This is a genomic window from Ensifer sp. MJa1, assembly GCF_037026475.1.
In the GTDB taxonomy this organism is placed as follows: Bacteria; Pseudomonadota; Alphaproteobacteria; order Rhizobiales; family Rhizobiaceae; genus Ensifer.
Map to the genome: position 1 here is coordinate 285,488 of NZ_JAKUMO010000002.1, position 26,491 is coordinate 311,978.

A 26,491-nucleotide genomic window follows, 5' to 3' on the forward strand; every position below is an offset into this window, starting at 1 on the left:
TCAGCCTCCTTTCATCGGCGAGAGAATTTCGATCCGGTCGCGGTCGTTGAGTGTGTGAGCCGTCCGGTCTGCGCGGTGCACCAGCTCGCCGTTGACGGCGGTGGCAAGCCAGTCCCCCTCGAAGTCGAGTTCGCTCAGGAGGTCGGCGAGGGTCGTGACCGCGAGGTCGTGATCCTCGCCGTTGACGGTCAATTTCATGCGGCGTTTCCCTTCAGGTTCCGGGTAAGGGCAAGCTCCGCCGCTTCCTTGGCGAGGGCCGGTGAAAGCAGAAAGCCGTGGCGGTAAAGCCCGTTGATCGTGATCGTGTTTCCGGCGCGCATGAGCTGCGGCAGGTTGTCGGCAAAGGCCGGCCGGATGCCGGTGCCGGTTTCCATGAGGCGGGCCTCGCCGAAGGCCGGATGCAGCGCATAGGCGGCGTTCAGAAGTTCCATCAGCGACCGGGCGGTGATAGGCCCGTCGACGTCGGTCTCGATCATCGTTGCGCCGCACATGAACAGGCCGTTGCCGCGCGGCACGATGTAGAGCGGAATGCGCGGGTGGATGAGCCGCACCGGCCGCGACAGCACGACTTCTGCGGTCTCAAGGGTGAGCATTTCGCCGCGTACCCCGCGCAGGCCGTCGAGATCGCCGATCCTTGCGGCACCGGTACAGTCGGCGATGAGGTCGCTCTCGCCTTCGCCGTCCGATCCGTCGACGAACGCCACGCCGCGTTCGACCAGCTCTTGCCGCAACAGGAAGAGCGCCCGGCGTGGATCGAGGTGGGCTTCGCCGGGGAAAAACAGCGCCTGCTGGAAACGTCCGGCAAGCGCCGGCTCCAGTCTCTCGATCGCCTTTGCGTCGAGCCATTCGAAGCCGGAGGTCCGAGAAGCGAAGCGCTTGAGTTCGCCGGTATCGCGCGGCGGGGCAACGACCAGCGTGCCGTTGCGCGACACTTCGCCCGGAACAACCCGGTCCCACCAGTCGATGGCGCCAATACCGCGGGTCAGCACCACCTCTTCGGCGCTTTCGCGCTCGCACCAGGGCGCCAGCATGCCGCCGGCAAACCAGGAGGCGGCCGCCGTGAAACCCGGCTGGCGCTCGGCAACCGTGACCTCGGCGCCGCGAGTGCTGAACTCGTGCGCCAAGGTCAGGCCGGCGACGCCAGCGCCTTTGACGAGAATGCGCGTGGTCATCGTTGAATGACGCGATGAATGGTCCTGCACCTTGCGGCAGGGCGGAGGAGGGTGGCGATCGTCATGGCGTGCTCCAATCTGTCGTCGGAGACCCATTTCACGATGGCGGGGAGGAAGGACGCGTTGCCGAGAGTGCGCGCGGAGGCGATTGCTCAGGCAGCGATGTCTGCACCGTCCCTACGCCAGTATGAACTGGATCAGGTTCAACGGGTCACTGCGCCGCGAAAACCGCCTGGCAGAATCTCAGCCCCTTGCCGGGACACCCCTGGTGAATGCTGCAAACTGACTGGCATGGGCGGATCTTGTCAAGGCCCGATCTCCAGGGTTCGGGGCAATCCGCGTGATGCGTTGGGAAATTATCTATAAAATTATTTGGGTGGTGCGGTATCCAGTCGCGATCCCGTTGGCGACCGGTGAGAAAGGATCCGGCGGTCGCATCTAGATTTGGCGAAACCCGTATAAGCATCTGTATAAAAAGAAATATTTCTCTCGTCTGTGACGTCGCGTCAGCCGTGGTCCGGCGTCATCCTGCTTCCTGTTATTTCGTCTTTACGGCTGAACGGCGAAGTTTGCTCATCCGGCGAGAATACAATCTTAGGAGGAAGTTGACCCCATATGCGTCTTTTGAATGCTTGCCTTCTTCGTTTCGGAATAAAATTATAGATAATATTGAAATCTATCTATTTCATGATTGCAATCCAGGAGGACATGCCGAAAATGTTGGACGCAGCCCCATCGACCGACACCGACCCGACCTCAATGAGCCTCGACGAAATCCGCTGGAATCAGGTGGATGCGAAAAAAATCTATAATCTGCCCTTCAATGATCTCCTGTTTCGGGCGCAGACGGTGCATCGGGAGAGCTTTGATCCGAACGCCATCCAGATGAGCCGGCTGCTTTCGATCAAGACCGGCGGCTGCGCCGAGGATTGCGGCTATTGCAGCCAGTCTGCGCATTATCCGACCGGGCTCAAGGCCTCGAAATTGATGGAGGTCCAGAGAGTTCTGGCCGAGGCGCAGAAGGCCAGGGACGGTGGCGCCACGCGCTATTGCATGGGAGCGGCCTGGCGCAGCCCGAAGGAGCGCGACATGGAGGCAATTGTCGCCATGGTCGCAGGCGTCAAGGCGCTCGGCATGGAGACCTGCATGACGCTCGGCATGCTGACGCCGCAGCAATCCGATCGGTTGGCGCAAGCCGGGCTCGACTACTACAACCATAATGTCGATACGTCCGAACGGTTCTACAGCGAGATCATCACCACCCGAAGCTTTGCCGATCGGCTTGAAACGCTGGCCAACGTCCGCGACGCCGGCATCAAGGTTTGCGCCGGCGGTATTCTCGGCATGGGGGAGACGGTTGACGATCGCATCTCGATGCTGGTGACGCTCGCCAACTTGGCCGTGCCGCCCGAAAGCGTACCGATCAACATGCTGATCCCGATCCCAGGCTCGAAGCTCGCCGATGCGGCGCCGGTCGACCCGATCGACTTCGTCCGCACCATCGCGCTCGCCCGCATCCTGATGCCCACGTCTCACGTCCGCTTGTCAGCCGGGCGCACGGATATAAGCGATGAGATGCAGGCGCTCTGTTTCTTCGCCGGCGCCAATTCGATCTTCGTCGGCGAAACGCTGCTGACGGCCGACAATCCCGGGGAAGATCACGATGCCGCACTGTTCCGCCGTCTCGGCCTGAAGCCGATGGCCCTTTCCAGGGAGCACGGCGGGGCGGCACGGGACGCGGCCGAATGACGGCGGGCCTGCTCGGCCACCACGAAAGGACGCTCCACGGGCTCGAACGTAAAGGGCGTCGCCGTGCGCTTCTTTGCGGTGGTGGCATCGATTTCACCTCGAATGATTATCTGGCCCTTTCGGGCTCGCCGCGGCTGAAGGCGGCGATTGCCACGGCCATCGAGCGTGGCGTGCCCGTCGGGTCGGGTGGCTCGCGGCTGCTGCGTGGCAACCATCCGGAGCACGAGGCGCTGGAAGCGGAAGCGGCGACGTTCTTCGGCGCTGAACGGACACTTTTCTTCGCCAGCGGTTATGCCGCCAATGCGGCGCTGTTTTCGACCCTGCCGCAGCGCGAGGATCTGATCGTCCATGACGCCCTGATCCATGCAAGTGCGCATGAAGGGATCGCCGCAAGCAGGGCCCAAGCCGTGGCCGTGCCACACAACGATGTCGATGCTTTTGCCGACGCGATCGGCTCTTGGCGCAAGCGCGGCGGCAAGGGCCACCCGTGGATCGCCGTAGAAAGCCTCTACTCCATGGATGGCGACAGGGCGCCGCTCGCCGAGCTCGCCGCCCTTGCCGGAAGGCATGATGGATTTCTTGTGGTTGATGAGGCGCATGCGACCGGTGTCTTCGGACCACACGGACGTGGTCTCACCGCGGAACTGGAGTGTCAGGACAATCTCGTCGCGCTGCACACCTGCGGCAAGGCGCTCGGTGTTTCGGGCGCACTCTTAAGCGCAAGCGGCGTGCTTTGTGACTATCTCGTCAACCGCGCCCGCAGCTTCATCTACTCGACCGCGCCATCGCCGCTGATCGCTGCGGCCGTGCGCGAGGCGTTGGCGATCGTGGCGGACGAGCCGGAGCGCCTGGCGGAATTCGACCAGCTGAGGACATTTGCCAACCAGGCTCTGGCCGAAACGCTCAGGCTACCGGGCAGCGGCTCGCAGATCCTGCCGGTGCTGATCGGCGACAACGGGCGCGCGGTGCGGATCGCTGCGCACATGCGGCAGGAGGGTTTCGATATCCGGGCGATCCGGCCGCCGACGGTTCCCGAAGGTACGGCGCGGCTCAGGATCGCGATTACGCTGAACGTCGACCGGTCCATGATCACCCACATGCTGGAGCAATTGAAACGCGTGATGCTTGAGGAGCAACCATGATGCCGCCCCGTTTTGTAGTCACCGGTACGGATACCGGCATCGGCAAGACTGTCTTTGCCGCGGCACTCACCGATGCGCTTTCAGCCTGTTACTGGAAACCGGTGCAATCGGGGCTTGATGAAGAGACCGATAGTGAGACGGTGGCGCGGCTTGGCCGGGTCCCACCAGAGCGCATTCTGCCGGAGGCATACCGGCTGAATATGCCTGCCTCGCCGCATCTTTCGGCGCGGATCGACGGCGTGTCGATCCGGCCGGAGCTTCTGTCGCCTCCAACCGTGGATTGCCCGCTTGTCATCGAGGGGGCGGGCGGGCTGCTCGTGCCTTTGAGCGAGCGGGTGGTTTTTGCCGATGTCTTTGCGCGCTGGCAGATCCCGGTGATCCTTTGTGCCCGCACCGGGCTCGGCACCATCAACCACACGCTGCTGTCGCTCGAGGCGCTGCGCCGTCGCGCCATTCCCGTCGTCGGCGTTGCCTTCATCGGCGACGAACAGGCAGACAGTGAGGCGATCATTTCCGAACTCGGACAGGTGCGTCCACTGGGGCGGCTGCCACGGCTCGATCCGCTTTCTCCACAACGCCTGCAGCAGGCATTTCGTGAGAATTTCGACATCAACAGCTTCCGCGAGGTGACGGCATGAGAACCTCGGCGGTCTGGTATCCCTTCACCCAGCATGCGCTGGAGCCAACCATGCGACACGTTGTCGGCACCGAAGGCGCCCACCTCATCGACGAGCACGGCGCGCGCATCCTTGACGCACTCTCGTCCTGGTGGGTGATCACCCATGGTCATCGCCATCCCGTCATCATGGAGGCGATCCGCAAGGCAACGGAAACCTACGACCAGATCATCTTTGCCGAATACACCCATGCGCCGGCCGAGGAGCTTGCCAAAGGGCTGATAGAGATTGCGCCGCCGGGGCTGGCGCACGTGTTCTACTCCGACAGCGGCTCGACTGCGGTGGAAGTCGCGCTGAAGATGGCGCTTGGCTACTTCCACAATCTGGGCCGGCCACGCAGCCGCATCTGCGTCATGGAACACGGCTACCACGGTGATACGATCGGCACGATGTCGGTGGGCGAAAGGGGCGTCTTCAATGCCGCCTATGCGCCGCTGCTCTTCTCCGTCGACCAACTTCCGTTTCCAGAATCGGGCCGGGAACAGCAGACGCTCGATGCCTTCGAGGCGCTTTGTGCGACGGGTGAGGTCGCCTCCCTCCTGATCGAACCGCTGCTTCTTGGCGCTGGTGGCATGAAATCCTACCCAGCCTCGGTGCTCGCGGAGCTGAAACGCATTGCCGAACGTCACGGCAGCCTGCTGATTGCCGACGAGGTGATGACCGGCTGGGGGCGCACGGGCAGCCTGTTTGCATGCGAACAGGCAGGCATCTCGCCCGACATCCTCTGCACCTCGAAGGGCCTGACCGGTGGCGCCTTGCCGCTCGCGGTCACACTGTGCACGCCCGAGATCTTCGACGCGCATCTGTCGACCGATCGGCGCAAGACGTTCTTCCATTCGAGTTCCTATACCGCCAACCCGATCGCTTGTGCCGCCGCGCTCGCCAATCTCGACGTATGGAAGCAGGAGCCGGTGCGCGAACGCATTGACAGCCTCACCGAGCGGCACCGTCAGCACCTGTCGCGTTTTGCCGGGGATCCCCGTTTCGATGATATCCGCCAGGTCGGCACCATTGCAGCACTTGACCTCAAGGTGCCGACCGGCGGCTATCTCTCCGAGGTTGGACCGCGTTTGAGGGCGTTCTTCCGCGAGCGTGGGCTCCTCATCCGCCCACTTGGCAATGTCATCTACCTGATGCCGCCTTATTGCGTCACGGATGCCGATCTCGGCCGGGCTTACGAGGCAATCGACGAGGCGGCGTCTCTCTTTGTGGCGGGCCGGCTATGAGCGTTGCCCGTTCAGCGCGTCTTAGCGGTTTCGGCCATGCGGTGCCTTCGCGCCGGGTGGCAAATGCGGAAATCGAAACGAAACTCGGGCTGGAGCCCGGCTGGATCGAACGCCGCACCGGCATTCGCGAGCGGCGCTGGGCCGCGGAGGGCGATACCCTCACGGGGCTTGCCGCAAGAGCTGGCGCGGCGGCGCTCGAGGACGCCGCGCTTTCGCGCAGTGATATCGCGCTCACCTTGCTGGCAACCTCGACGCCCGATCATCTGTTGCCACCGTCCGCACCGTTGCTTGCCCATCACCTCGGGCTCCGCAATTCCGGCGCCATCGACCTGGCCGGCGCCTGCTCCGGGTTCCTCTATGCCCTGACGCTCGCCGATGGTTTTGCCCGTGCACAGGGCAAGCCGGTGCTGGTGGTGGCCGCCAACATCCTTAGCCGGCGCATCAACCCAATGGAAAGGGCAAGTGCGGTGCTCTTTGCCGATGCCGCCGGCGCCGTCGTCGTCGCGCCTTCAGATGATCCGCAAGGCGGCTTGCTCGGCGTCGATCTTGCCGCCGATGGTGACGGGTATGACCTGATTTCGATCGCCGCCGGCGGCAGCAGCCGGCCTTTCATGCCTGGGATGGCGACGAGCGATGTTCTGATGACCATGCGCGACGGGAGGGAGATGTTTGCCCGCGCCGTGGAGATGATGACGACCTGCGCCATCAGGGCGATGGCGGCGAGTGGCAGCAATGCCGGTGACATCGGCCGTTTCGTGCCGCACCAGGCCAACAGCCGGATCTTCGACGCGGTGTGTGATCGCCTCGACATCGACGCATCGAAAACGGTGCGCACCATCGAAGACTATGGCAACTCTTCCGCCGCGACGATCCCGTTGTCCTTGTCGCTGGCGCACGAGGCAAGGCCATTTGCTCCTAGCGAAAAGCTGCTGCTGACGGCTGCCGGTGCCGGGCTTACCGGCGGCGCGGTGGTGCTTGGCCTGTAGCGGCAGCCTTCAGAGATCGGCAGGTTTCGTGCAGGAGCCGCGCTCGATGAGGACCGGTTGCAGCTTGTATTCTTCCTGCAGCGCGTGGCTGCCGAGCACACCCTCGAGGGCGAGGCGGGCGATCTCGTCGATCGGCTGGCGGATGGTCGTCAGTCGCGGCAGCACCAGGGACGCGAGCGGGATGTCGTCGAAACCAACGATCGACAGGTCGCTCGGCACGCGCACGCCCATGTCGCCGGCGGCGCGCAGAAGGCCGATCGCCTGCTGGTCGCTGGCGGTGGCAATCGCCGTCGGACGTGAGACGAGGGGTTGAGACAGGAGCCTCTTGCCGAGCTCTTCGCCTGAGCGATAGTCGAAGTGGCCTTCAACAAGCTGCGGTGCGACATACTCGCCGGGATGCGTTTCCCGAAACGCGTCGAGACGCGCCAGAAAGCCATCGCGGCGCTCGGCCGATACGTCGGTCGAACTCGGGCCGCTGATGTAGCCAAGGCGGCGATGGCCAAGCGACAGCAGATGGTCGGCGGCGAGATAGCCGCCTCTGCGGTTGTCGACCGCGACGAGCGCATGCCCGCTCAAAGGCCGGTCAACGGTGACGGTGCGCGTGCCGGTGACCATGCCGTCGAAAAGGCTGTTGCTGACGGGAACAAGGATCAGCCCGGCCGGCAGCCGCCCGAGTAGCGTCTCGATCTGCTGTTTCTCCGCTTTTGGGTCGTCGTGGGTGTTGGCGAGCAGCACCGAATAGCCTTCGGCCGAAGCGAGCATCTCGACGTGTTTGGCGAGTTCGGCGAAGAAGGGGTTGGTGATGTCGGGAACGACTAGGCCAATGATATCGGTCTTGTTGAGCCGGAGACTGCGGCCGAGAATGTTCGGCCGGTAGCCGATCGCCTCGATCGTCGCTTCGACCCTCAAGCGAATGTCTTCGCTGACGGTCTTGTTCTTGGCGAGCACGCGCGAAACCGTTCCGACCGAGACGCCGGCGCGTTGCGCAACATCCTTTATCGTCGGGTTCAAGCGGCTGGCTCCAGTCTCTTTCTCAAGGTCGGTCCCCGAGTCGAATTCATACAGCGGATCAACGCAGTACGGCATCGTTCAAGCGCTCGGTCAATCCACGCTTACTCCTGTTAAAGCAGAGAATGCCGACGACGGGTAGCGCCTTCCAACTCAAATTTTCTCACGATGAAACGTTTCATATTGACAGGCGCCCCTTGTTTCGATCTTCTAATGCGCAGAAGCGGCTCATTTGCATCTCTGCGATGAAACGTTTCATCGATGGTTGGAGGACCATCTTTTCACCGGAGGAGAACCCATGAAACTTTCACGATTTGCATCCATCGTCGCACTCACCGTCGCCACCGCACTGCCGACGATTGCGGCCGCTGCCGACAAGCCCGTTGTTGGTCTCGTCATGAAGTCGCTTGCCAACGACTTCTTCAAGAACATGCTCGAAGGCGCCGAAGCGCACGCGAAAAAGCGCGGCGACTACGAGCTGAAGGCCATCGGCATGCAGAACGAGACCGATTTCGAGAGCCAATTGAACGGCGTCGAGAACTTTATCACCCAAGGCGTCGATGCAATCGTCATTGCGCCGGCCGACAGCCGTGCCATGGTCGCGCCGCTGAAGAAGGCGATGGATGCCGGTATCGTCGTCGTCAATTTCGACGTCTCGCTCGACGAGCAGGCGAAGAAGGACGCAGGCGTCGATCTCGCCTTCGTCGGGCCGGACAACCGCGGCGGTGCCAAGCTGGTCGGCGATGCGCTCGCCAAGGATTTGGGCGCGGGCGGAAAAGTCGTCATCCTCGAGGGCAACCCCGGTGCCGACAATGCCGCACAGCGCAAGCTCGGCTTTGAGGACGCGATTGCCGCCGGCAAGCTCGATCTTCTCGACTCAAGAACGGCCCATTGGGAAACCGAGGAGGCGAATGCCGTCTTCTCCACCATGCTGACCGCTCACCCCGACATCCAGGGCGTGCTTGCCGCCAACGATTCCATGGCGATCGGCGTGGTCAAGGCGCTCGACGCGGCTGGCCGCAGCGACGTCAAGGTCGTCGGCTTCGACAACGTGCCGGCGGTTGCGCCCATGTTGAAGGATGGCAAGCTGCTGGCGACTGTCGACCAGTTCGGATCCGAGATGGCGGCGAATGCCATCGACAAGGCGCTCGCAGTGGTTGCCGGTGGTCCCAAGCTCGAAGGCTGGGTCAAGACCGACATCAAGCTCGTGACCAAGGGCGACGTGAAATAGCCCTTACCTGGCTTCGAACCGCGCCGGGCGATGCCCGGTGCGGCTTGAGCAAGAGACAGTGGCCCTGGCGCAGTGAAGCGCTCCGTCTTGGGCTGCCTGATTTTCGAAGGGCGAGATATCATGATCAATACCGAAACCGTGCTTGCGGAAGCGGCCGGCGTGGCGGCGCCGCCGGTCCTGGAACTGCACGATGTGAAGAAGGCCTTCGGTGGTACCAAGGCACTGAACGGCGTCAGCCTGTCTGTTCAGCCGGGCGAAGTACACGGCCTGATCGGCGAGAACGGTGCCGGAAAATCGACCCTGATCAAGGTGCTCTGCGGCGTTGTTCGCCCGGATGAGGGCGTCATCAATCTCGCCGGCCGTGTCTACGCACCGACGACGCCGCGCGAGGCCAAGGCCAATGGTCTGCAGGTGGTGCACCAGGAATTCAATCTGCTGCCCTATCTGTCGGTCGCCGAAAACATCTTCATCGAACATCTGCCGCGCAACGCTCTCGGCATCGTCAAACGGCCGGAGATGCATGATCGCGCGCGTGCGGCGCTCGACGCCATCGGCCTCAGCGACATCGATGTGCGCTGGCCGGTCGAAAGGCTCGGCATCGCCCATCGCCAGCTTGTCGAGGTGGCGCGCGCACTGATGACGGAAAGCCGTATCCTGATCCTCGACGAGCCGACGGCAACGCTGACCTCGCGTGAAACCGAGCGGTTGTTCAAGATCATCGACGACCTTCGCAGTCGCGGCGTTTCCATCATCTTCGTCTCTCATCATCTGGACGAGGTTTTCCGTATCTGCGACCGGGTGACGGTGCTGCGCAATGGGGAAACCGTGTTTTCGCGACCGATCGCCGAGACCAGTCAGGATGAGCTGGTGCGTGCCATGGTCGGTCGCAAACTACAGCAGCAGATGGCCACAGAGGTGGTTTCGCTGGCGCGGCCTGAGGAAGCCCTGTCGCTCGTCAACTTCCGCCATGCGCAATCGCCGCATGCCGACGGCATATCGCTTCAATTGCACAAGGGCGAGATCCTCGGCATCGCCGGTCTCGTCGGTTCCGGTCGCACCGAGCTCCTGCGGGCGATCGCCGCGGCGGAACTGCCGCTTTCCGGTGCGCTTCGCCTTGAAGGAACTCCCGTTTCCTTCCGTTCGCCGCGCGAGGCGATCAATGCCGGCATCGGTTTCGTGACCGAAGACCGCAAGGAGGAAGGACTGATCCTCAACATGCCGATCGCGGCCAATGTCACGCTCGCGTCGCTGTCGGACGTTTCGCGCGCCGGCATTCTCGACCGCAAGGCGGAGATCGCGGTGACCGAGAGGCTCGGGGCCGAGCTCAAGCTGAAATATGGCGGGCCGGGCAGAAACGCCGCGACGCTTTCGGGCGGCAACCAGCAGAAGGTGGTGCTTGCCAAGTGGCTGGCGCGCAATCCGAAGGTGCTTCTGCTCGATGAACCGACCCGCGGCGTCGACGTCGGCGCCAAGGCCGAGATCTATGCGCTGATCCGGCAGTTTGCCGAGCGTGGTCTTGCACTTTTGATCGTCTCCTCCGAGCTGCCGGAACTGATGACGCTGTCGGACCGGATCCTGGTCATGTCGCAGCACCGCGTCGTCGGCGAACTGGCACGACCCGAATTCTCCGAAGAACGTATCCTGCAATACGCCTACCAGGGCGAGCAGCAACAGGCGAGGCAGTAACATGCAAGCACTCGAAAAGACGGAAGTGGGCGAAACCATCGACACGCGCCGGCTGGCGGGCTGGTCACCCAAGGTATTGTTGCGCGATGCCGGTATCGGCCTGGCTCTCCTGCTTCTGATCGTCTTCTTCTCGGTCTCGACCGAGCATTTCCTGACGGCCAACAACATCTCCAACATCCTGACGCAGATCACCATCAACCTGATCCTTGCCGTCGGCATGACCTTCGTCATCCTGATCGGCGGCATCGATCTTTCGGTCGGTTCCATGCTTGCCTTCTGTGCCGTCGTCGGCGGCACGGTGCTGACCATCCCCGATCTCTCGGTGTTCCAGGCTGTCACCCTTGCAACGCTTGCGGCCGTCGGTACCGGTGTCGTCTGCGGTTTCCTCAATGGCTGGATCAGCGCCTTCTGGGGGCTGCCGTCCTTCATCGTCACGCTCGGCATGCTCAACATCGCCCGCGGCGCGGCACTGCAGGTGACCGATGCGCGCACGATCTACTCCTTCCCACCGAGCTTCAATGCCTTCGGATCGCAGATGATCTTCGGCATCCCCGTGGTCTTCCTGATCGCACTGGTGCTCGTCGCCATCGCCTGGTTCGTGCTGTCGAAAACGGTGTTTGGACGGCTGCTCTATGGCATCGGCAACAACGAGGAAGCCGTGCGCCTCGCCGGCCATTCATTGATGTTCTACAAGGTGGCGGCCTTCACCATTGCCGGTGCGCTCGTCGGCATTGCCGCAATGGTTTACATGGCCCGCCTCAACATCGCGAGCCCGATCATCGGCATCGGCTTCGAACTGAATGCGATCGCTGCCGTCATCATCGGCGGAACCAGCCTCAATGGCGGCCGCGGCACGGTGATCGGCACGCTGCTCGGCGCCTGCATCACCGGGGTGCTCGCCAACGGCCTCATCCTGTTCGGCCTCAGCGATTTCATGCGCCAGATGATAACCGGGGTCGTCATCATCCTCGCCGTCATCATCGACAAGTATCGCGAGCGGCTGACGGGCATCTAGTCCGGCAGCCAGCACCCGGCTTTCGCCAGAGTTCGACACATGCACAAGCGCACCGTGCGGGCTGCGAAGCCAAACGCGCCGCGCTGCGATCCCGGCCGCCGTTTGCCAATCCAGAGGAAGGTTACGCTGATGCTCAAGAATGTTGATCCGGCGCTGAATGCCGACGTGCTGCATGCGCTGCGCTCGATGGGACACGGTGACAGGATCGCACTGGTCGATGCCAATTTTCCCGCTGAAACGATTGCCCGTCACACCCGGCTCGGCCTGCCGTTGCACATCGACAACGTTTCCGCGGCGCGGGCGGTACGGGCGGTGCTTTCGGTGATGCCGCTCGACACGCCGCTACAGCCCTCGGCGGCGCGCATGGCGCCTGGCGCAAACGCGGGCGAGATGCCGGACGTTCAGCGCGAGGTCCAGGCGGAAATCAACCGCGCGGATGGGGATGCGCCGCAGATGTATGCTGTCGAACGCTTCGCCTTCTATGAGGAGGCAAAGCGTGCCTTTTGCATTGTCGTCACCGGTGAGGCGCGCCTTTATGGCTGCTTCCTCTTTACCAAGGGTGTCGTGCTGCCAGCGAGCCAATGGAACGAGGCGTCTGCGACGCCGATTGCGCGCCTTTCGACCTGAGGGCGCACGATCATGGTTCGAAAGATGTGCACCGCGCCGCCCGGGGCGGCGAGGTGCAGGCCTGTTACGTCAGGTCGGCTTGTGGCCCTTCAGTCCGTAAAAGGTGATGTAGGCATAGCAGACGACCGGCATCAGGAAAGCCAGATGGATGCCGATCGTATCGGCAAGACCACCCTGGACCAGCGGCAACAAGGCGCCGCCGACGATCGCCAGGCACAGGATGCCGGAGCCCTGGCTGGTGTATTTCCCAAGGCCGTAGAGTGCCAGGCTGAAGATCGTCGGGAACATGATCGAGTTGAAGAGCCCGATCGCAAGCACCGACCACATGGCGACGCTGCCGCCGGCAAAGACGGTGAGGAGCAGCAGCGCGATCGCCGCTAGGGCATTGAAGGCCAGCGCCTTGCCGTCGTTGACGAAGCGCATCGCCACCGAGCCGATGAATCGGCCGATCATCGCACCACCCCAGAAATACATGACATAGTGGGCGGCTTCGGCTTCCGAGAGGCCGGCAATGTCGGGCTGGTTCAGGAAGTTGACGAGGAAGCTGCCGATGCTGACCTCGGCGCCGACATATACGAAGATGCCGATCGCACCGAGGACCAGGTGGCGATAGTGCCAGGCGGACCCGCCATCGGTTATCGGCTCGATCTCGTCATGAACCTCGACGGTCGGCAGCTTGAGGGCGGCAAAGAGCGCCGCAAGCAGCAGGAACGCGGCGGCAAGCAGCAGATAGGGCAGCTTGACTGCATTGGCTTCGGCGAGGCGCATGGCGTCGAGTTGTTCCGGTGTCGCGCCTGCCGTTGCGACGACTGCGGCCGACAGGATCAGCGTTGCGCCGAACATCGGCGCCAGCGTCGTGCCGAGTGAATTGAACGCCTGGGTGAGCGTCAGGCGGCTTGCCGCGGTATCGGGCGGGCCAAGCACGGTGACATAGGGGTTTGCCGCGACCTGCAGCAGGGTGATGCCGCTCGCAAGCACGAAAAGGGCTCCGAGGAACAGCGCATAGATGCGGTAACTTGCTGCCGGCACGAACAGCGCGCAGCCGATCGCGGCGATGACAAGGCCAAGCACGATGCCCCATTTATAGCTGATGCGCCTGACGAGCGCGCCGGCTGGAAGCGAGACGATGAAATAGGCGCCGAAGAAGCAGAACTGAATCAGCATCGACTGCGTGTAGTTGAGCGAGAAGACGTTCTTCAGGTGCGGGATGAGAATGTCGTTCAGGCACGTGATGAAGCCCCACATGAAAAACAGCGAGGTGAGTGCGAAGAGGGCGAAGCGATGACCCGTCGCACCGGTCGCCGTGGTTGCGGCCGCGCCCGCGGACGGGGCGACCTTGGTGATGATACCTGCCAATGGATGAACCTCTTGATGTCGTTGACGCCGGAGCTTGGGTCTTGGGAGGACGTCCGATGGACGCGCCGGCGGCGGCCCGGCCTTGGCTTGGGAGGCGCCAAGGCACCGGGGCTGCGGGGGGCTTATAGCGCGTGAGGCGCGCTTTGACAGCGTGAAAGGCCGGATTTCCCCCGCCACCTACCGTGTCGCACCTTTGCTCAGGTCAAAGCGTCGCGAGCTCGCGATTGGTAAGGGCACCGCCATTGGTGCGCCGGATCTCGTGCTTCTGTTCGAGCGCGATCACGATATCCTCGCTGAAGTCGACGGATGTGAGTTCGGCGATTTCGGGAAGGGCGCCCGGGGTAAAGACGTTGACTTCAACCAGCCGGTCGCCGACCACGTCGAGACCCACAAGAAACATGCCATCCTGTACCAGCTTGGGGCGCATCTGTTCGGCGACAACGAGCATTTCTGCGGTCACCACCGCCTCAACGGGCCTGCCGTTGGCATGCATGTTGGAGCGCAGATCGCCTTCTGCGGGCACGCGCCGAACCGCGGCATAGGTATCGCCGCGCATGAGCGGCCGGCCGTTCATCAGGAACAGCCGCACATCGCCTTCGATCGCGGCCGGCAGATATTCCTGCGCAATCACGTAGCCCGCCTCACTGACCGCTTCGAAGATCTGGTTGAGGTTTGTCTCGTGGCTGGAGCTGACCTTGAAGACGTTCTTGCCGCCTGAGCCTTGCAGCGGTTTCAGGATCACGCCCTCTGGATGCGCGTCAACAAAGGCCCTGATCTCCTGAATATGTTTCGTGATCAGCGTGGTCGGCCGGACGGTTTCGGGAAACCCTTGCAGATAGAGCTTGTTCTGCGCCCGCGCCAGGCCGTCGGGATCGTTGACGACAATTGCCCCGCGCTCGGCCGCAAGCCGCCCGAAGAGGATGCCCGCCTGTGTGGCCCAGGGGCGCGGGCCGGCGTCTTCCGATGGGTCGTTCCTGAGAAACAGCACCTGGACATCGGCGATATCAAGCACGTGCCGCTCCGTTGCGTCGCCCCTGAGCGCCGCGACAAAGGTTTCGGCCTTGCGCGGCCTTGCCGCACCGAGGCCAATGGCGTGAACCATCAGCCGGCCATCCGGTCGAAGCACGAAGTCGCCTGGCGTGGCATAGAAGACCGCATGTCCACGGGCGAGCGCTGCAAGCGCAAGCGACGTCGTTGCGTAGAAGGTTTCTTCACCTTCGATGGAATTGACGAGAAAGACGATGCGCATCCGGTTTCCTAGTCTGCGACCATGTCGAGCGGGGTGATGCCCTTGCGGGCCCGCTCAAGTCGGTCGCGCGCGTTGACGTCATCGAGGAAGAGAGGGCGGACAGCGGCGGCACCAAGCAGGCCGCGCAAGCTGAGTTCCTGGATCGCGCCGAAATGTGAAGCGGCGATCTTGCCGATCCAGAACGGTTCGAGACTGCCGCCTTCTGCCAGATGGGCGAGCAGTTGCAGGAGGCCGCGCAGGTAGATCGCATCCTTGACCAGCCCGCCGCCGCGATGAATGCGCAAGGCGATGTTGAACGCCTCTGCCTTGGCAAACCCATGGTCATCGGCAAGCAGCCTGTAGGTCTCCGGCAAGGTCGCGCCGTCAAGCATGGCTGCGCAGCCGATGACCCTGGCTGCGAGCACGCGAAGCCGGTCAACGGTCATGCCGGCGCTTAAGTATTCGGCAAAGACGGCCAGCCCTTCCTGCATGCCCTCATAGCCTGCAAGCCCGGAGCGCAGGATCCTGAGGCCCTGGGCCGAGCCGTTGAAATAGGTGAGCAGGTGAACGCCGACCTCGTGGCTGAGAAGCGCTTCAACCCGATCGGCGTCGAGTGCTGAGCTTCGGGCGATCAGCAGCTGCCCGCGCGAGACGAGCAGACCGGCCGGCAAATCGTCGCGCACTTCAACGGAGGCCGCGAAATCGGGCGACTGCCGACGATAGGCCGATATCATCGCCTGGGCGCGTTCGCGAATGTAGTCGCAGTCGCGCTTATAGTCGGGCGCCGATGGCAAACGGACCTCCGGCGCGGTTTGCGCGAGGATCTCGGCAGCGACATTGAAGAGTCCTGCTTCCACCGGGCCATAGAGCGCGCGACCGAGCTCGACGAATTTTCGCGTCTCACGGGCGGAAATCATCGAAAGCTGCAGATCGACCTCCTGCTGCTTCTCCCGATAGAGTGCATAGAGAAGTGGATCTTCGAGATGCTCGAAGTTGAGCGAAAAGAGCTTACGCTTGGCCATCTCGATTTGCAGCGTCAGCGGCCGATAGTAGAGGCGGGGGCTCAGAGAAAAGCCGCTCGACGAAAACTCCGCCCATGCAGCGTCTGCGTTGATCGGCGTCACCGCCAGCAGAAAATCGAAGCTCGAGGCGATCTCGTCGATGCCGCGATCCGCCCTGACGACCGCATCGACAAAGGCCTTGCGGCCAAACGCCCGATGTGTTGGCAGCCGAAAGGCGTCGGATCTGGCGCTGGCGAAGGCTGCGACGGCCCTGAGGCCCGCATCGAAAAGGCTTGCGATCAGCCGCTCGCGCAATTGGGGATAGGTGCGACGCGTGCCCGGTTCGCAGTAGATCGGCGCGAAGCGCACGGTGAGATAGGGACAATCGAGCCGCAGGGCCACTTTCTCGGCCCTTGTCTCCCGCGCGCGCTCGACAAGCGCCGCATGCGGGGTTCGGAACTTTCCTTCGATGGTCGAAGCGGTCTCGATCATGGCGTTCGCCGCCGCTCTTTCCGCAGCACTGGCCCCGGTGACAACCTCGATCAGGAAGGGTGGCAGGAAGGGGGCATCCCTTACGGGCGGATCGTCGCTTTCGAGTTCGGCGAATTCAAGCACCAGGAACATGCCCAGGTGTTCTTCGATCACCCGGCCGACCGCGGCGATGACCGGCGTCGCCGTCTCTTCGTCCGGCGCCAGGAGATAAGCGGCGTTGGCCTGGGCAATGTCGCGTGCGACCGGCTGGTGGCGATCCCCGACGAGATGAACGCAGAGGAAGGGAAGCAGACGGTCGATATGCAGCCGCCCGCCGCCGCCAAAATCTCGTCGCACGGCACGGCCGTCCTTTAGCCGGGCAATGGCCTCGACGAGCCACTGCTCGTTGGCATCTGCAGGGGTGTCGCTCCGCTCGGTCATCGCTTTCTTGCCAGCGCATCGGTGAGGACCGGGGCGAGCGAAGCGACCAGTGTCCGCAGCGCTCGCAGCGCCTCGAGGTCCGGCTTGCCGGTCCATTCGTCCATGAAGGTCTTCTTGAACTCGATCGCGATTGCGCAACCGCTATCGGGGAAGTGTTCGTGAATGAAACGCGTCTGCTCGCCGCGGCCCTGAAACGCGACATTCTCGCGCACATCGAGGGTTCGACCACACACTTTCGATGCGCTCAACGTCGAAATCACCGCATCGATGATATCCGCCCACTTCGCCCGGCTCATCGACGCGGTCCCGATGTTGATTTCCGGTGTTTCGGCGGGCTGCGCCGGCTCGGCCTCCGGCCCCTGGCGCCGGTGGTTGTAGCTATGCACGTCGAGAACGACGAAACGCCCGTGGCGCTGCTCGATCGCCGCCAGCGTGGATTTGAGCATGGCATAGTACTCGTCGTGGACGGCAAGCGATGCCTCGATCAGCTGGGGAGGCGGCTGCTCGCGCCAGACGGCAAGACCCCAGGCCTGCGTGGGCTGGAGATACACGGCGCCCGTGCGGGTACGGTTGAGGTCGACCTCGAAGCGGGAGCGGTGGACGATGATGCGATTGGTGACGTCCCGAATGATGAATTCGGTGAACGGGTCTTCTTCGCGCCGTCTCTCTTCGTTCGAGAGAGCCACCAGCGCTTGGGCATCTCGCCGCATTGCATGGCCATTGTGGATCGCTGTGGCGACGATCGGGCTGTCGCCGCGATAGGTGGTCCACCAGTCGTTTTCCGTGGCTGAGCGGTGACGATCGGTCGGCTCGCTTTGCATCTTCGCTCCCGTTGCCGCGTGGCGCTGCTACGGGGATGCAACTCCCGGGCAGGGCTCGGGGTTCCGGGCAAAGCCTGAAAATCGGTACTCGCAACGCAGGACGGCACGTCATGCCGCTTGCGCCTCAGCGGGCGGGCGTTTCGATCTCGCCCAGGATCCATTGACGGAAGGCGCTGATCTTCGGCGAATTGCGCCGGGTCTCCGGATAGACAAGCCAATAGGCGTGGCCGTCATTGCAGAGAAGGTCGAAGGGTTGGACGAGGCGTCCGTCCGCGAGTTCCGCCGCGAAGAATGCTGGTGTCAGGATTGCAACGCCCTGGCCGGCCGCTGCTGCATTGCCCTCGTAGACTTGGGCGCCCATACTGCTGCCGGGCCGGCTGGCAAGCCCCTCTGCCGCCACATTCGCGGCTTTGAACCATTCCGCCCACCAGGGGTCGGCCGTATCGAGCAGCGGCAGGCGCAGGAGGTCGGCCGGTTCTTTTACCCCGCCAATGCTTGCTGCAAGGCTGGGGCTGAGCATCGGAGTGAAATCGGCGTTGATCAGCCGGTGGGATGCGAGCCCCGGCCAGTTCCCACCGCCCGAGCGGATGCCGATGTCCACCTCTTCACGGGTAAAGTCGACGAGATGGGGTTCCGTCTGCAGCCGGACGGCAAGCGACGGGTGGGCGATCTGGAAGGAGCCGAGGCGCCGGGCCAGCCAGTTGGACGCGAAGGTCGCGATCGTGCTGATGACCAATGTTCCCTGTGCACCGCCGCGTGCGGTGACATAGGCCTCGCTCAACTGCTCAAAGGCTTGCGTGACGGCGGGCGCGAGCCGCTGGCCAACCTCGGTCAGCGCGATCTGGCGCGGCCGGCGCAGAAACAGTGGCGCACCGATCCGGTCCTCGAGAACCTTGATCTGATAGCTGGCCGCAGCCTGGGTCATGCCGAGTTCGGCGGCCGCCTTGGTGAAACTCCCATGGCGGGCAACCGCTTCGAAGACGCGTATCGCTGTCAGCGGCGGGAGCGGAAGTGTCTTATGCATTAAATGGCCTTATGCATGTTACGCGATATTCGATTGGAAGGTGATGCTGTTCATCACCATTTTCAAGGTCCGTCCATTAGACGGATTGATGAAGAGGATGACAGCTATGACGACCGTTCAAGTCCGTGATTTTTCGTCGACAAACGATTTTTCTGTGCGTTCGTGGCTGGCGCTTCTGTTCACGCGCAAGCGCCGAGCACCTGATGTTGTCGACATTCGCAACCTTTCGGATCATCTGAAGCGGGACATGGGTTTCCTTGATGGCAACCGCCCCGAGGAGAAGACCTACCAGCTCACATGACACTTCCAACCCGGGCGAGCCTCCCATCGCCCGGGTCCACCAACGATGGAAAGTATCTCTCTGCCCGATGTCGCCGTTTGCTCATCGGGGACAGGGCCTCCCGCAAGGGGCCTGGCCGGCACCGATAGGCGGAGCAGTTTTTCATGCCGCCCCGGTTCTTTGGGTCAGAATTCCTTTAATCTACTGTTTGAGTAGATAATCTCAAAAGTGCTCGGTCGACAACCGAGCCTGGGTATGCCCCCGGTCGGCGCAAGTCTGCGGCGGCTGGCTGAGATGAGGTCTGACATGAGCATGCTGAGGCAATATGAACGTTTGAGCGCAATCCGCGAGGTTCTGCAGGGCCGGCTTGAGCTTCACGAGGCGCGCTTCTGCTTCGGCGTCGACGATATCGAGGACGGGACGATCCATGAACTCAGAGACCGTATCGCCGAACTCTCCGAGGAGATGTCGACGATGCGAAGCCGTTGCGATCGATACGAGATCGGCCGCCCGTGACAAACCTCAAATGACGGCAAAGCGCCGCCGACAAACGGAACATCCCCATGACGTTGCATGTGAATTCACGCATTGCCGATCACGAAATCAACCCGCTTTTCCTCGAACGCTGGTCGCCGCGGGCCTATTCCGGCGCAGAGATCTCTAAGGCCGAGCTGTTCGAAATCCTCGAAGCCGCGCGTTGGGCGCCGTCTGCCTACAATGCCCAGCCCTGGCATTTCGTCTATGCGCGCCGTGGGGCAGACGGCTGGGACAAGCTGCTCGGGCTCTTGAACGAGTTCAACCGCAGCTGGGCACAAAAGGCCTCGGCGCTGATCTTCGTGCTGTCGAAGACATCGCTCCTGCCGCCGGGCGCCAGCGAAGAGGTGCCTTCGTACACGCATTCGTTCGATGCCGGTGCCGCCTGGGGCGCGCTGGCCCTGCAGGCGGCCCATTCCGGCTGGCAGGCCCACGGCATGGCCGGGCTCGACTACGACCGCGCCCGCGCCGAACTCGAGGTCCCGGAGAGTTTTCGCATCGAGGCAGCGGTCGCGATCGGCCGTCTCGGCGACAAGGCGCAGCTCCCCGAGGCCTTGCAACAGCGTGAGCAGCCGAGCCCGCGCAAGGCGCTCCCGCAGATCGTCTCCGAAGGACGGTTCGTCGCCGGCTGATCGGTTGCTTGCCTACCGAAGGAGCGGGGCATTCGATGTCACCCGCTCCCGATCGTCAGCGATCGTCAGCGTCGTCTTTGCTGGTCGCGTTCAGCGCCTGGACGCTGACGGCGGCGACGAGACCCGTCAGCACGATGCCGCAGCAGCCGATGACGAGCGCCAGCAGTCGGGCACTCAGGTGTTTGGGGGTGAGGTCGCCGTAGCCGATGGTCAAGCCGGTGACGAAGGTAAAATAGAGCGCTTCGTCGAGCCGCCAGTCCTCGATACGTCCGATGACGACACCCGATCCGGCCATGGTGACGAGGATCGCGGAGAAGATCGGCCACAATAGGTGGAGCTGTCCATAGAGCTCGTAGAAGAACCGGCGCCGCATTCGTTTCGAATGAGCTCTGGCATCCTTTTTCGGCACGCAACCCTCCCTCTAGCCGGTCGATAGAGCCATCGTGCCGGCCATCCCGTTAAGGCGGTTCCCCGGCAATGGGGTGCAGGCCTCGGCCCCACAGACGGCGTCCTCTCTCGGCTCGCTTGCCCAACGCATTGCCACCATAGCCGTAACTCGGTCAGGCAGCCAGCGGTTGCCTCCCACCGGTTTTCACGATGCCAGTGGGCCCTCAGCAGGCAGTGGGACGCGCGTTCTTTGATCACGCGCGATCTTCCTTGCAACGGCTCGGACCCGATGTTATCGCTTATGATAACTTCATGATATTTCTACCGGAGACCGGTCCGGATGGCATCGAACGAGCACCCGTTTGCAGGCGATGATCGCGGCCTTGGCGCCGGGCTGCGGCTCGACGTGATTGCCGGACTGACGGCGGCCGCCGTGGTGCTGCCAAAGGCCATGGCCTACGCAACGGTTGCCGGACTTCCGGTCAGCGTTGGCCTCTACACGGCCTTCGTGCCTATGATGGTCTACGCGCTGCTCGGCACGTCGAAAGTGCTCAGCGTTTCCTCGACGACCACGCTTGCGATCCTTGCCGGCACCCAACTCGGACTTGCGGTGCCGGATGGCGATCCGGGCAAGCTGATCACGGCAACCGCGACGCTTGCCGCATTGACCGGCGTGCTTTTGATGCTGGCGTCGGTGCTCCGTTTCGGTTTTGTCGCCAATTTCATTTCGTCGCCGGTCTTGATCGGCTTCAAGGCCGGCATCGGCCTCGTCATCGTGCTTGATCAGGTGCCGAAGCTGCTCGGTATCCACATCACCAAGGAAGGCTTCTTCCGCGACATCCTTGGTATTGCTGGTCACCTCTCCGATACGTCGCTCCTGACCTTGGCGATCGGGGGTGTGGCACTGGTCGCACTGCTGGCACTGGAGCGGCTCTGGCCGCATTCGCCGGCGCCGCTTCTGGCGGTCGCCGCCGGCATCGGGCTTTCGTGGTTCGCCGGCCTGGAGGCGCTGGGGGTTTCCACCGTCGGTTTCATCCCGCGCTCGCTGCCATCGATCACCCTTCCGAGTCTCGGGCTGGCTCAGGAGCTTCTGCCCGGAGCGCTCGGGATCGCGTTGATGAGCTTCACCGAAACCATCGCTGCCGGTCGTGCCTTTGCCGCCCCGTCCGATCCGCCGATCCGGCCCAATCGCGAGTTGCTTGCAACCGGCGCTGCCAATCTTGCCGGCGGCTTCTTTGGCGCCATGAGTGCGGGTGGCGGCACGTCGCAGACGGCCGTCGTGCGCGCGGTCGGCGGACATTCGCAGGTGGCGTCGCTGGTGACCGCGGCGGCCGCCGCCGCAACCATGCTGGTGCTGGCACCGCTGCTCGGCCTTTTGCCGCAGGCCGTTCTTGCGGCAATCGTCATCGTCTACTCGGTCGGCCTCATCAAGCCCGCGGATTTCTGGTCGGTTCGCAAGGTCCGGCGAATGGAGTTCCAGTGGGCGCTTGCCGCCTTCCTCGGCGTGCTCTTCTTCGGTACGCTCCAGGGCATCATCGTCGCAATCATCCTTTCCTTCATTGGACTGGCGCGCCAGGCGGCGTCGGCGAAGGTCTACGTCGTTGGCCGCAAGCGCGGGACCGACCGGCTGCGCCCGCTGTCGCCCGATCATCCGGATGACGAAACCTTCGAAGGGCTGCTGATCCTCAGACCGGAGGGGCGGCTGTTCTTTGCCAACGCCCAGCAGGTCGCCGATCAGGCCCAGGCACTGGTCGCCGCCCAGAAGCCGCGGGTGCTCGTGCTCGACATGAGCCGCGTCTTCGACATCGAATATTCGGCCCTGCAGATGATGATGGAGGGCGAACGCCGCATCGCCAGTCACGGCGTCAGTGTCTGGCTGGCCGAACTGAACCCCGACGTGCTCGCCTATGTCAGGGCCTCCGGATTTGCCGACCAACTTGGCCCCGACCGCCTTTTCGTCAACACGCGCACCGCCCTGCAGCGCTATCTGTCAAGCACGGCTCCGGCTGAGCTCTCGTTGTAGAAACTTCTCGAAGGAAACCGAGCGGACCGCATGTGAGCCGCTCGCAAGCGCGTGCTTCCCCAGTCATTCCGGCATCAGTTCTCCCGTCCCGCCGAAGGCTGGCGGGAAGTCCCGATATTTCGGCAGTCCGTCTCTCATCGGCAGCACCGTCTCCTGGTAATTGACATGCAGCATGGGCTTGAACGCCAGCGCCGGGAGCACTGCTGCATAGACGTCGGTGACACCCCAGAGCGGATGTTCGTTCATGAGATGCCCGCCGCAGGCCTTGCACCACTTGCGCACGCTGGTCGCGGTCTTCTGATAGCCGACGAGATTGTCGGCGCCCTTGACGATCCTGACTTTCTCCGGCGGCCAGAGCGTGAAGGCGTTGACCGGTCCGGCCGACCACGTGCGGCAGGAGGAGCAGTGGCAGAAACCCATGGCGGCTGGCTCTCCCGTCACTTCGATCTCGACTGCGCCGCAGAAGCACTTTCCGTTAAAGCTACCGTTCGCTGCCATGACTTCCTCCTTCCGGTGCGTGTTCTCCGGAGGTCAGGTCCTCGCGGATGACCGGTGTGAATGACGCGACAGCGTCTCACGCCTGTTCCAGAGGTCAACGCCTCCTTTCGAGCTAGTTTGCAACACGCCGACCGACGGCTTGGCGGAGACGAGAGATCCAGCCGGGCGTAAGAACAGAGCGCTTATGATGTCGCGGCCGCTGGCCCGGTCCGCGGATGGCGCCTATGGCAGGAGACTTTGCGGCAGCACGATGCGGGCTGAAAGGCCGCCCTCGGCGCGGTTGCGCAATTGCAGGTCTGCCCCGGCCCGATCAAGCGCGCGCTCGACGATACTGAGGCCCAGACCGCTGCCGGCCGTGGTCTTGAAGCGCCCGCGAAAGAAGCGCTCGGTGACATGCGGCATCTCGTCCTCGGGGATGCCGGGGCCGGCGTCGTCGATCAGGATGATGAGGCTGCCGGCTTGTTTTTCGATACCGCAACGGACCGCAGTGCCGGAGGGCGAATGATTGAACGCGTTTTCCAGAAGATTGCGCGCGGCCAGTCGAAAGAGTTCCGGTTCCATGCGGGTCTTCAGACCGAAGAGCCGTTCATCGATGCTGATGCCTGCCGCCGCTGTGCCGTTGCCCCGCAACTCGGCCATGAGGCCCGCGAGCATCTCGCCGACATCGAACGTGTTTACCGTCTTGCCGCCTTCGGTTGCTTCGACCGAGGCGATGTCGAGCAATTGCCGCACCAGCTTGCCGGTGCGGTCGACGCCAGCAACGATGTGGCCGAGGGCCCTTTCGCGCGTCGCGTCGTCATCGCTGGAGAGCGCGACCTGGGCCTGGGTCTTGAGGCCGGCGAGCGGCGTGCGTAGTTCGTGAGCGGCAAAGGCGATGAAGTTCTGCTCGCGCTCGCGCGCGCCAGCGACGCGGGCAAAGAGACCGTTCAGCGATTTCAGCACGGGTGCGATCTCGCGTGTCGCGCCCAGGCCCTCAATCGCATGCAGGTCCGAGGCCTCCCGCGCCGCAAGCTCGCCAGCGAGTTTCCGGAGCGGCGCCAGGCCGCGCCCGACGCTCAGCCAGATCAGCACGGCAAGCAGAGGAATGATTAAAAGCGCCGGAAACAGCAGCCCTTTGACCAGATCGTTGACCAGCCGGTCGCGGATCCGCAGGTTATCGCCAACGAGCACGCGCACGCCGAGGCCGGCATTCTCGACCGCAAAAACGCGCCAGGTCTCGCCGTTGATGACGGTTTCGGAGAAGCCGGTCGCGTGCGCGGCAAGTGTCGTGTCGGGCGCACTGTCCGATTTGCCGATCAGCGTGCCGTCGAGCGACCAGATCTGGCAGGAAAGCTGCCGGTCGTAATGCGGGTGTTCCAGCACCGGGATTTTCATTGCGCTCTGGGCGAGACGATCGTCGCCATCGTCCTTCATCATGTCCTGGCTGACGATCAGCGAATTGACCATGCGCGCGGCTTCCATCAGCCGCGCGTCGAGCACGCGCTCGACCTCGGCGCGGGTGCTGAGGAAGATCCAGACCGTGGCCGACAGCCAGAGCAAGCCGGTGGTGATCAGGAGGATGGCGAAGAGCCGTGTGCGCAGAGACCGCATCAATCCGCGCCACCCAGCCGGTAGCCGATGCCTCTGACCGTCTCGATCAGGCCGGGACCGAGCTTGCTGCGCAGGTGATGGATATGCACCTCGACCGCGTTGCTCTCGATTTCCTCCTGCCAGCCGTAAAGCTTGTCCTCGAGCTTGGCCTTGGAAAAGATGACGCCTGGATGGGCCATCAGCATGTGCAGGATTGAATATTCGCGCCGTGAAAGCTGCACCGGCTTGCCTGCCTGCTCCACCGATTGCCGTGCCGGATCGAGTCTCAGCGTCGACCATTCGAGTGCCGCGGTCGCGCGGCCGCTGGAACGCCGCGCCAGCGCACGCAGCCGTGCGGCAACCTCGTCGAGATCGAACGGCTTGCCGAGATAGTCGTCAGCGCCGCTGTCGAGGCCGGCCACCCGGTCGCGAACGGTGTCGCGGGCGGTGAGCAAAAGCACGGGGATATCGTTGTGGCCGGCGCGCAGGTCGCGCAGGACGTCGAGGCCTGAGCCGTCGGGCAGCATCAGGTCGAGCACGACAGCATCGAAGCCGTTGGCGGCAAGCGCCGTCGCCGCTTCATCGCAGGTTCCGACCGCATCGGTGGTGCAGCCCGCCAGCGCCAGCCCCACCTTCAGGCCGTCACGCAAGATATCGTCGTCTTCGACGATCAGGATCCGCATTGTTATTCCTCACATTTTTGCGAGCGGAACTCTTGGATCCCTCCCTTAAGGCAGCCTTAAGGTAGGACTCCCCTCAAGATGGCATTGCAACCATCGAATCGTTGAATGCCCGATATGACCGAACCAAACGAGCTTTCTTCACCCACGGCTGATCACAAGAGCGGCATCACGCTCACCCGTCGCAGCTTGCTTGTCGGGGCGGCATCGCTGTTGGTCACCGGCTGCGCGACGGCACGCCCGACACCGGCGGTGGTGACTGCACCTGCCGCGGTGCCGCTTCCGGATCGGCGTACGGTGCCGCCGATGTACTACGCCATGCCCGAGGAAGAGTTTCCGATCCCCGAGGTTAGGGTTGTCGAGGTCGATCCGAAATTCTGGCGGCAGGAGGTCGACTATCCGACCGACGAGAAGCCCGGCACCCTGATCGTCGATACGCCGGAAAAGTATCTCTACCACGTGCTGCGAGCTGGTCGGGCGATGCGCTACGGTATCGGCGTCGGTCGCGAGGGCTTTGCCTGGTCGGGTCGGGCCGTGGTTGCCTACAAGCGCAAATGGCCACGCTGGACGCCGCCCGACGAGATGGTGGCGCGCCAGCCGAAACTTAGCCCATACAGCATCGCCAATGGCGGCATGCCGCCGGGCTTGAACAACCCGCTCGGGGCGCGGGCGCTCTACATTCATAACGACGGCCGGGACACGCTCTACCGCATCCATGGCAGTCCCGAAGCGCATTCGATCGGCAAGGCGGTGTCGTCGGGCTGCATCCGCCTTCTCAACCAGGATGTCGTTTATCTCTACGACCAAGTCCGCGACGGCAGCACCATCGTCGTCATTCCGGATCCGACCAAGGGCGATCTGGCCGTCGGATAGGTGGCCATGATGGTGAGCGCGGGAATTCTGCAACAGTTGCAAGATCGCGTGTCCGCGGCTGCAATCGATCCACGTCAAACAGTGCATTTCACCACATTTCGGTCACGGTTCGGCCCAACAGGCTTGGGCCTCCCCTCGGACCCTCCCAACCGAA

The 26,491-nt window shown here is 63.2% G+C and carries 26 protein-coding genes and 1 riboswitch; of the genes, 14 read left to right on the plus strand and 12 right to left on the minus strand.

Annotated elements, in window-relative coordinates:
* Both thiS and thiO read right to left on the minus strand, forming a co-directional pair.
* Window positions 1-198: a sulfur carrier protein ThiS gene (thiS, locus tag MKZ91_RS04045; protein WP_336168220.1), complete on the minus strand. Its 198-nt coding sequence runs from the start codon at window positions 196-198 to the stop codon at window positions 1-3.
* On the minus strand, window positions 195-1,172 hold the full coding sequence (gene thiO / locus MKZ91_RS04050) for a glycine oxidase ThiO (RefSeq protein ID WP_336168221.1): 978 nt from the start codon (window positions 1,170-1,172) through the stop codon (window positions 195-197). The genes thiS and thiO overlap by 4 nt, the downstream gene beginning before the upstream one ends.
* Window positions 1,173-1,328: 156 nt before the next feature.
* Window positions 1,329-1,449: riboswitch (TPP riboswitch) on the minus strand.
* A gap of 482 nt (window positions 1,450-1,931) precedes the next feature.
* On the opposite strand from thiO, the gene bioB reads away from it, so the two are divergent.
* The 5 genes from bioB to MKZ91_RS04075 are packed head-to-tail and all read left to right on the plus strand — an operon-like array spanning window position 1,932 to window position 6,952.
* Window positions 1,932-2,921: a biotin synthase BioB gene (gene bioB / locus MKZ91_RS04055; RefSeq protein WP_336168590.1), complete on the plus strand. Its 990-nt coding sequence runs from the start codon at window positions 1,932-1,934 to the stop codon at window positions 2,919-2,921.
* The gene (locus tag MKZ91_RS04060) at window positions 2,918-4,063 is read left to right on the plus strand and encodes an 8-amino-7-oxononanoate synthase (protein WP_336168223.1); all 1,146 of its coding nucleotides are present in this window, start codon (window positions 2,918-2,920) and stop codon (window positions 4,061-4,063) included. The genes bioB and MKZ91_RS04060 overlap by 4 nt, the downstream gene beginning before the upstream one ends.
* A complete protein-coding gene (gene bioD / locus MKZ91_RS04065) occupies window positions 4,063-4,701 on the plus strand; it encodes a dethiobiotin synthase (RefSeq protein ID WP_336168225.1) in 639 nt (212 codons plus the stop codon). The genes MKZ91_RS04060 and bioD overlap by 1 nt, the downstream gene beginning before the upstream one ends.
* Window positions 4,698-5,966, plus strand: coding sequence for an adenosylmethionine--8-amino-7-oxononanoate transaminase (locus MKZ91_RS04070; RefSeq protein ID WP_336168227.1), 1,269 nt, complete (start codon window positions 4,698-4,700; stop codon window positions 5,964-5,966). Before bioD ends, MKZ91_RS04070 begins: the two co-directional genes overlap by 4 nt.
* Window positions 5,963-6,952, plus strand: a complete 990-nt coding sequence (locus tag MKZ91_RS04075; protein WP_336168229.1) for a beta-ketoacyl-ACP synthase III — start codon at window positions 5,963-5,965, stop codon at window positions 6,950-6,952. Before MKZ91_RS04070 ends, MKZ91_RS04075 begins: the two co-directional genes overlap by 4 nt.
* A 9-nt stretch (window positions 6,953-6,961) precedes the next feature.
* Here MKZ91_RS04075 and MKZ91_RS04080 read toward each other — a convergent pair whose 3' ends face one another.
* Window positions 6,962-7,963, minus strand: coding sequence for a LacI family DNA-binding transcriptional regulator (locus MKZ91_RS04080; protein ID WP_336168231.1), 1,002 nt, complete (start codon window positions 7,961-7,963; stop codon window positions 6,962-6,964).
* A gap of 295 nt (window positions 7,964-8,258) precedes the next feature.
* Between MKZ91_RS04080 and MKZ91_RS04085 the strand changes: the two genes are divergently transcribed.
* From MKZ91_RS04085 to MKZ91_RS04100, 4 genes are all read left to right on the plus strand, one after another.
* The gene (locus MKZ91_RS04085) at window positions 8,259-9,191 is read left to right on the plus strand and encodes a sugar ABC transporter substrate-binding protein (RefSeq protein WP_336168232.1); all 933 of its coding nucleotides are present in this window, start codon (window positions 8,259-8,261) and stop codon (window positions 9,189-9,191) included.
* A 120-nt stretch (window positions 9,192-9,311) separates the two neighbouring features.
* A complete protein-coding gene (locus MKZ91_RS04090; RefSeq protein ID WP_336168234.1) occupies window positions 9,312-10,877 on the plus strand; it encodes a sugar ABC transporter ATP-binding protein in 1,566 nt (521 codons plus the stop codon).
* Between the two features lies 1 nt (window position 10,878).
* On the plus strand, window positions 10,879-11,892 hold the full coding sequence (locus MKZ91_RS04095; protein WP_336168237.1) for an ABC transporter permease: 1,014 nt from the start codon (window positions 10,879-10,881) through the stop codon (window positions 11,890-11,892).
* Window positions 11,893-12,021: 129 nt separating this feature from the next.
* Window positions 12,022-12,519, plus strand: coding sequence for an RbsD/FucU family protein (locus MKZ91_RS04100; RefSeq protein ID WP_336168239.1), 498 nt, complete (start codon window positions 12,022-12,024; stop codon window positions 12,517-12,519).
* A 69-nt stretch (window positions 12,520-12,588) separates the two neighbouring features.
* Here MKZ91_RS04100 and MKZ91_RS04105 read toward each other — a convergent pair whose 3' ends face one another.
* The 5 genes from MKZ91_RS04105 to MKZ91_RS04125 all read right to left on the minus strand — a co-directional run bounded on the left by MKZ91_RS04105 (window position 12,589) and on the right by MKZ91_RS04125 (window position 18,861).
* Window positions 12,589-13,875, minus strand: coding sequence for a sugar MFS transporter (locus MKZ91_RS04105; protein ID WP_336168241.1), 1,287 nt, complete (start codon window positions 13,873-13,875; stop codon window positions 12,589-12,591).
* A 202-nt stretch (window positions 13,876-14,077) separates the two neighbouring features.
* Window positions 14,078-15,124 (minus strand): glutathione synthetase, encoded by a 1,047-nt coding sequence (locus tag MKZ91_RS04110; RefSeq protein WP_336168242.1) that lies wholly within the window; start codon window positions 15,122-15,124, stop codon window positions 14,078-14,080.
* 8 nt (window positions 15,125-15,132) lie between these two features.
* Window positions 15,133-17,016, minus strand: a complete 1,884-nt coding sequence (locus tag MKZ91_RS04115) for a flavohemoglobin expression-modulating QEGLA motif protein (RefSeq protein ID WP_336168243.1) — start codon at window positions 17,014-17,016, stop codon at window positions 15,133-15,135.
* Window positions 17,013-17,837, minus strand: coding sequence for an N-formylglutamate amidohydrolase (locus MKZ91_RS04120; protein ID WP_336168245.1), 825 nt, complete (start codon window positions 17,835-17,837; stop codon window positions 17,013-17,015). The genes MKZ91_RS04115 and MKZ91_RS04120 overlap by 4 nt, the downstream gene beginning before the upstream one ends.
* 124 nt (window positions 17,838-17,961) lie before the next feature.
* Window positions 17,962-18,861, minus strand: coding sequence for a LysR substrate-binding domain-containing protein (locus MKZ91_RS04125; protein WP_336168247.1), 900 nt, complete (start codon window positions 18,859-18,861; stop codon window positions 17,962-17,964).
* A gap of 43 nt (window positions 18,862-18,904) precedes the next feature.
* Between MKZ91_RS04125 and MKZ91_RS04130 the strand changes: the two genes are divergently transcribed.
* The 3 genes from MKZ91_RS04130 to MKZ91_RS04140 all read left to right on the plus strand — a co-directional run bounded on the left by MKZ91_RS04130 (window position 18,905) and on the right by MKZ91_RS04140 (window position 20,307).
* The gene (locus tag MKZ91_RS04130) at window positions 18,905-19,162 is read left to right on the plus strand and encodes a hypothetical protein (protein WP_336168248.1); all 258 of its coding nucleotides are present in this window, start codon (window positions 18,905-18,907) and stop codon (window positions 19,160-19,162) included.
* Between the two features lie 285 nt (window positions 19,163-19,447).
* Entirely contained in the window at window positions 19,448-19,657 is a 210-nt protein-coding gene (locus tag MKZ91_RS04135; RefSeq protein WP_336168250.1) for a hypothetical protein, read from the plus strand.
* A gap of 47 nt (window positions 19,658-19,704) precedes the next feature.
* Complete coding sequence (locus tag MKZ91_RS04140; protein WP_336168252.1) at window positions 19,705-20,307, plus strand: nitroreductase family protein; 603 nt, start codon at window positions 19,705-19,707, stop codon at window positions 20,305-20,307.
* Window positions 20,308-20,362: 55 nt separating this feature from the next.
* Here MKZ91_RS04140 and MKZ91_RS04145 read toward each other — a convergent pair whose 3' ends face one another.
* On the minus strand, window positions 20,363-20,680 hold the full coding sequence (locus MKZ91_RS04145) for a potassium channel family protein (RefSeq protein WP_336168592.1): 318 nt from the start codon (window positions 20,678-20,680) through the stop codon (window positions 20,363-20,365).
* Between the two features lie 354 nt (window positions 20,681-21,034).
* On the opposite strand from MKZ91_RS04145, the gene MKZ91_RS04150 reads away from it, so the two are divergent.
* On the plus strand, window positions 21,035-22,717 hold the full coding sequence (locus MKZ91_RS04150) for a SulP family inorganic anion transporter (RefSeq protein WP_336168254.1): 1,683 nt from the start codon (window positions 21,035-21,037) through the stop codon (window positions 22,715-22,717).
* A gap of 63 nt (window positions 22,718-22,780) precedes the next feature.
* Here the strand turns inward: MKZ91_RS04150 and MKZ91_RS04155 are convergent, their stop codons facing one another.
* From MKZ91_RS04155 to MKZ91_RS04165, 3 genes are all read right to left on the minus strand, one after another.
* On the minus strand, window positions 22,781-23,215 hold the full coding sequence (locus MKZ91_RS04155; RefSeq protein ID WP_336168256.1) for a GFA family protein: 435 nt from the start codon (window positions 23,213-23,215) through the stop codon (window positions 22,781-22,783).
* A 222-nt stretch (window positions 23,216-23,437) separates the two neighbouring features.
* Window positions 23,438-24,805, minus strand: a complete 1,368-nt coding sequence (locus tag MKZ91_RS04160; protein WP_336168258.1) for an ATP-binding protein — start codon at window positions 24,803-24,805, stop codon at window positions 23,438-23,440.
* A complete protein-coding gene (locus tag MKZ91_RS04165) occupies window positions 24,805-25,467 on the minus strand; it encodes a response regulator transcription factor (RefSeq protein ID WP_336168260.1) in 663 nt (220 codons plus the stop codon). The genes MKZ91_RS04160 and MKZ91_RS04165 overlap by 1 nt, the downstream gene beginning before the upstream one ends.
* 114 nt (window positions 25,468-25,581) lie before the next feature.
* Between MKZ91_RS04165 and MKZ91_RS04170 the strand changes: the two genes are divergently transcribed.
* Window positions 25,582-26,337, plus strand: a complete 756-nt coding sequence (locus tag MKZ91_RS04170; RefSeq protein ID WP_336168262.1) for a L,D-transpeptidase — start codon at window positions 25,582-25,584, stop codon at window positions 26,335-26,337.
* The last annotated feature ends 154 nt before the right edge of the window (window positions 26,338-26,491 follow it).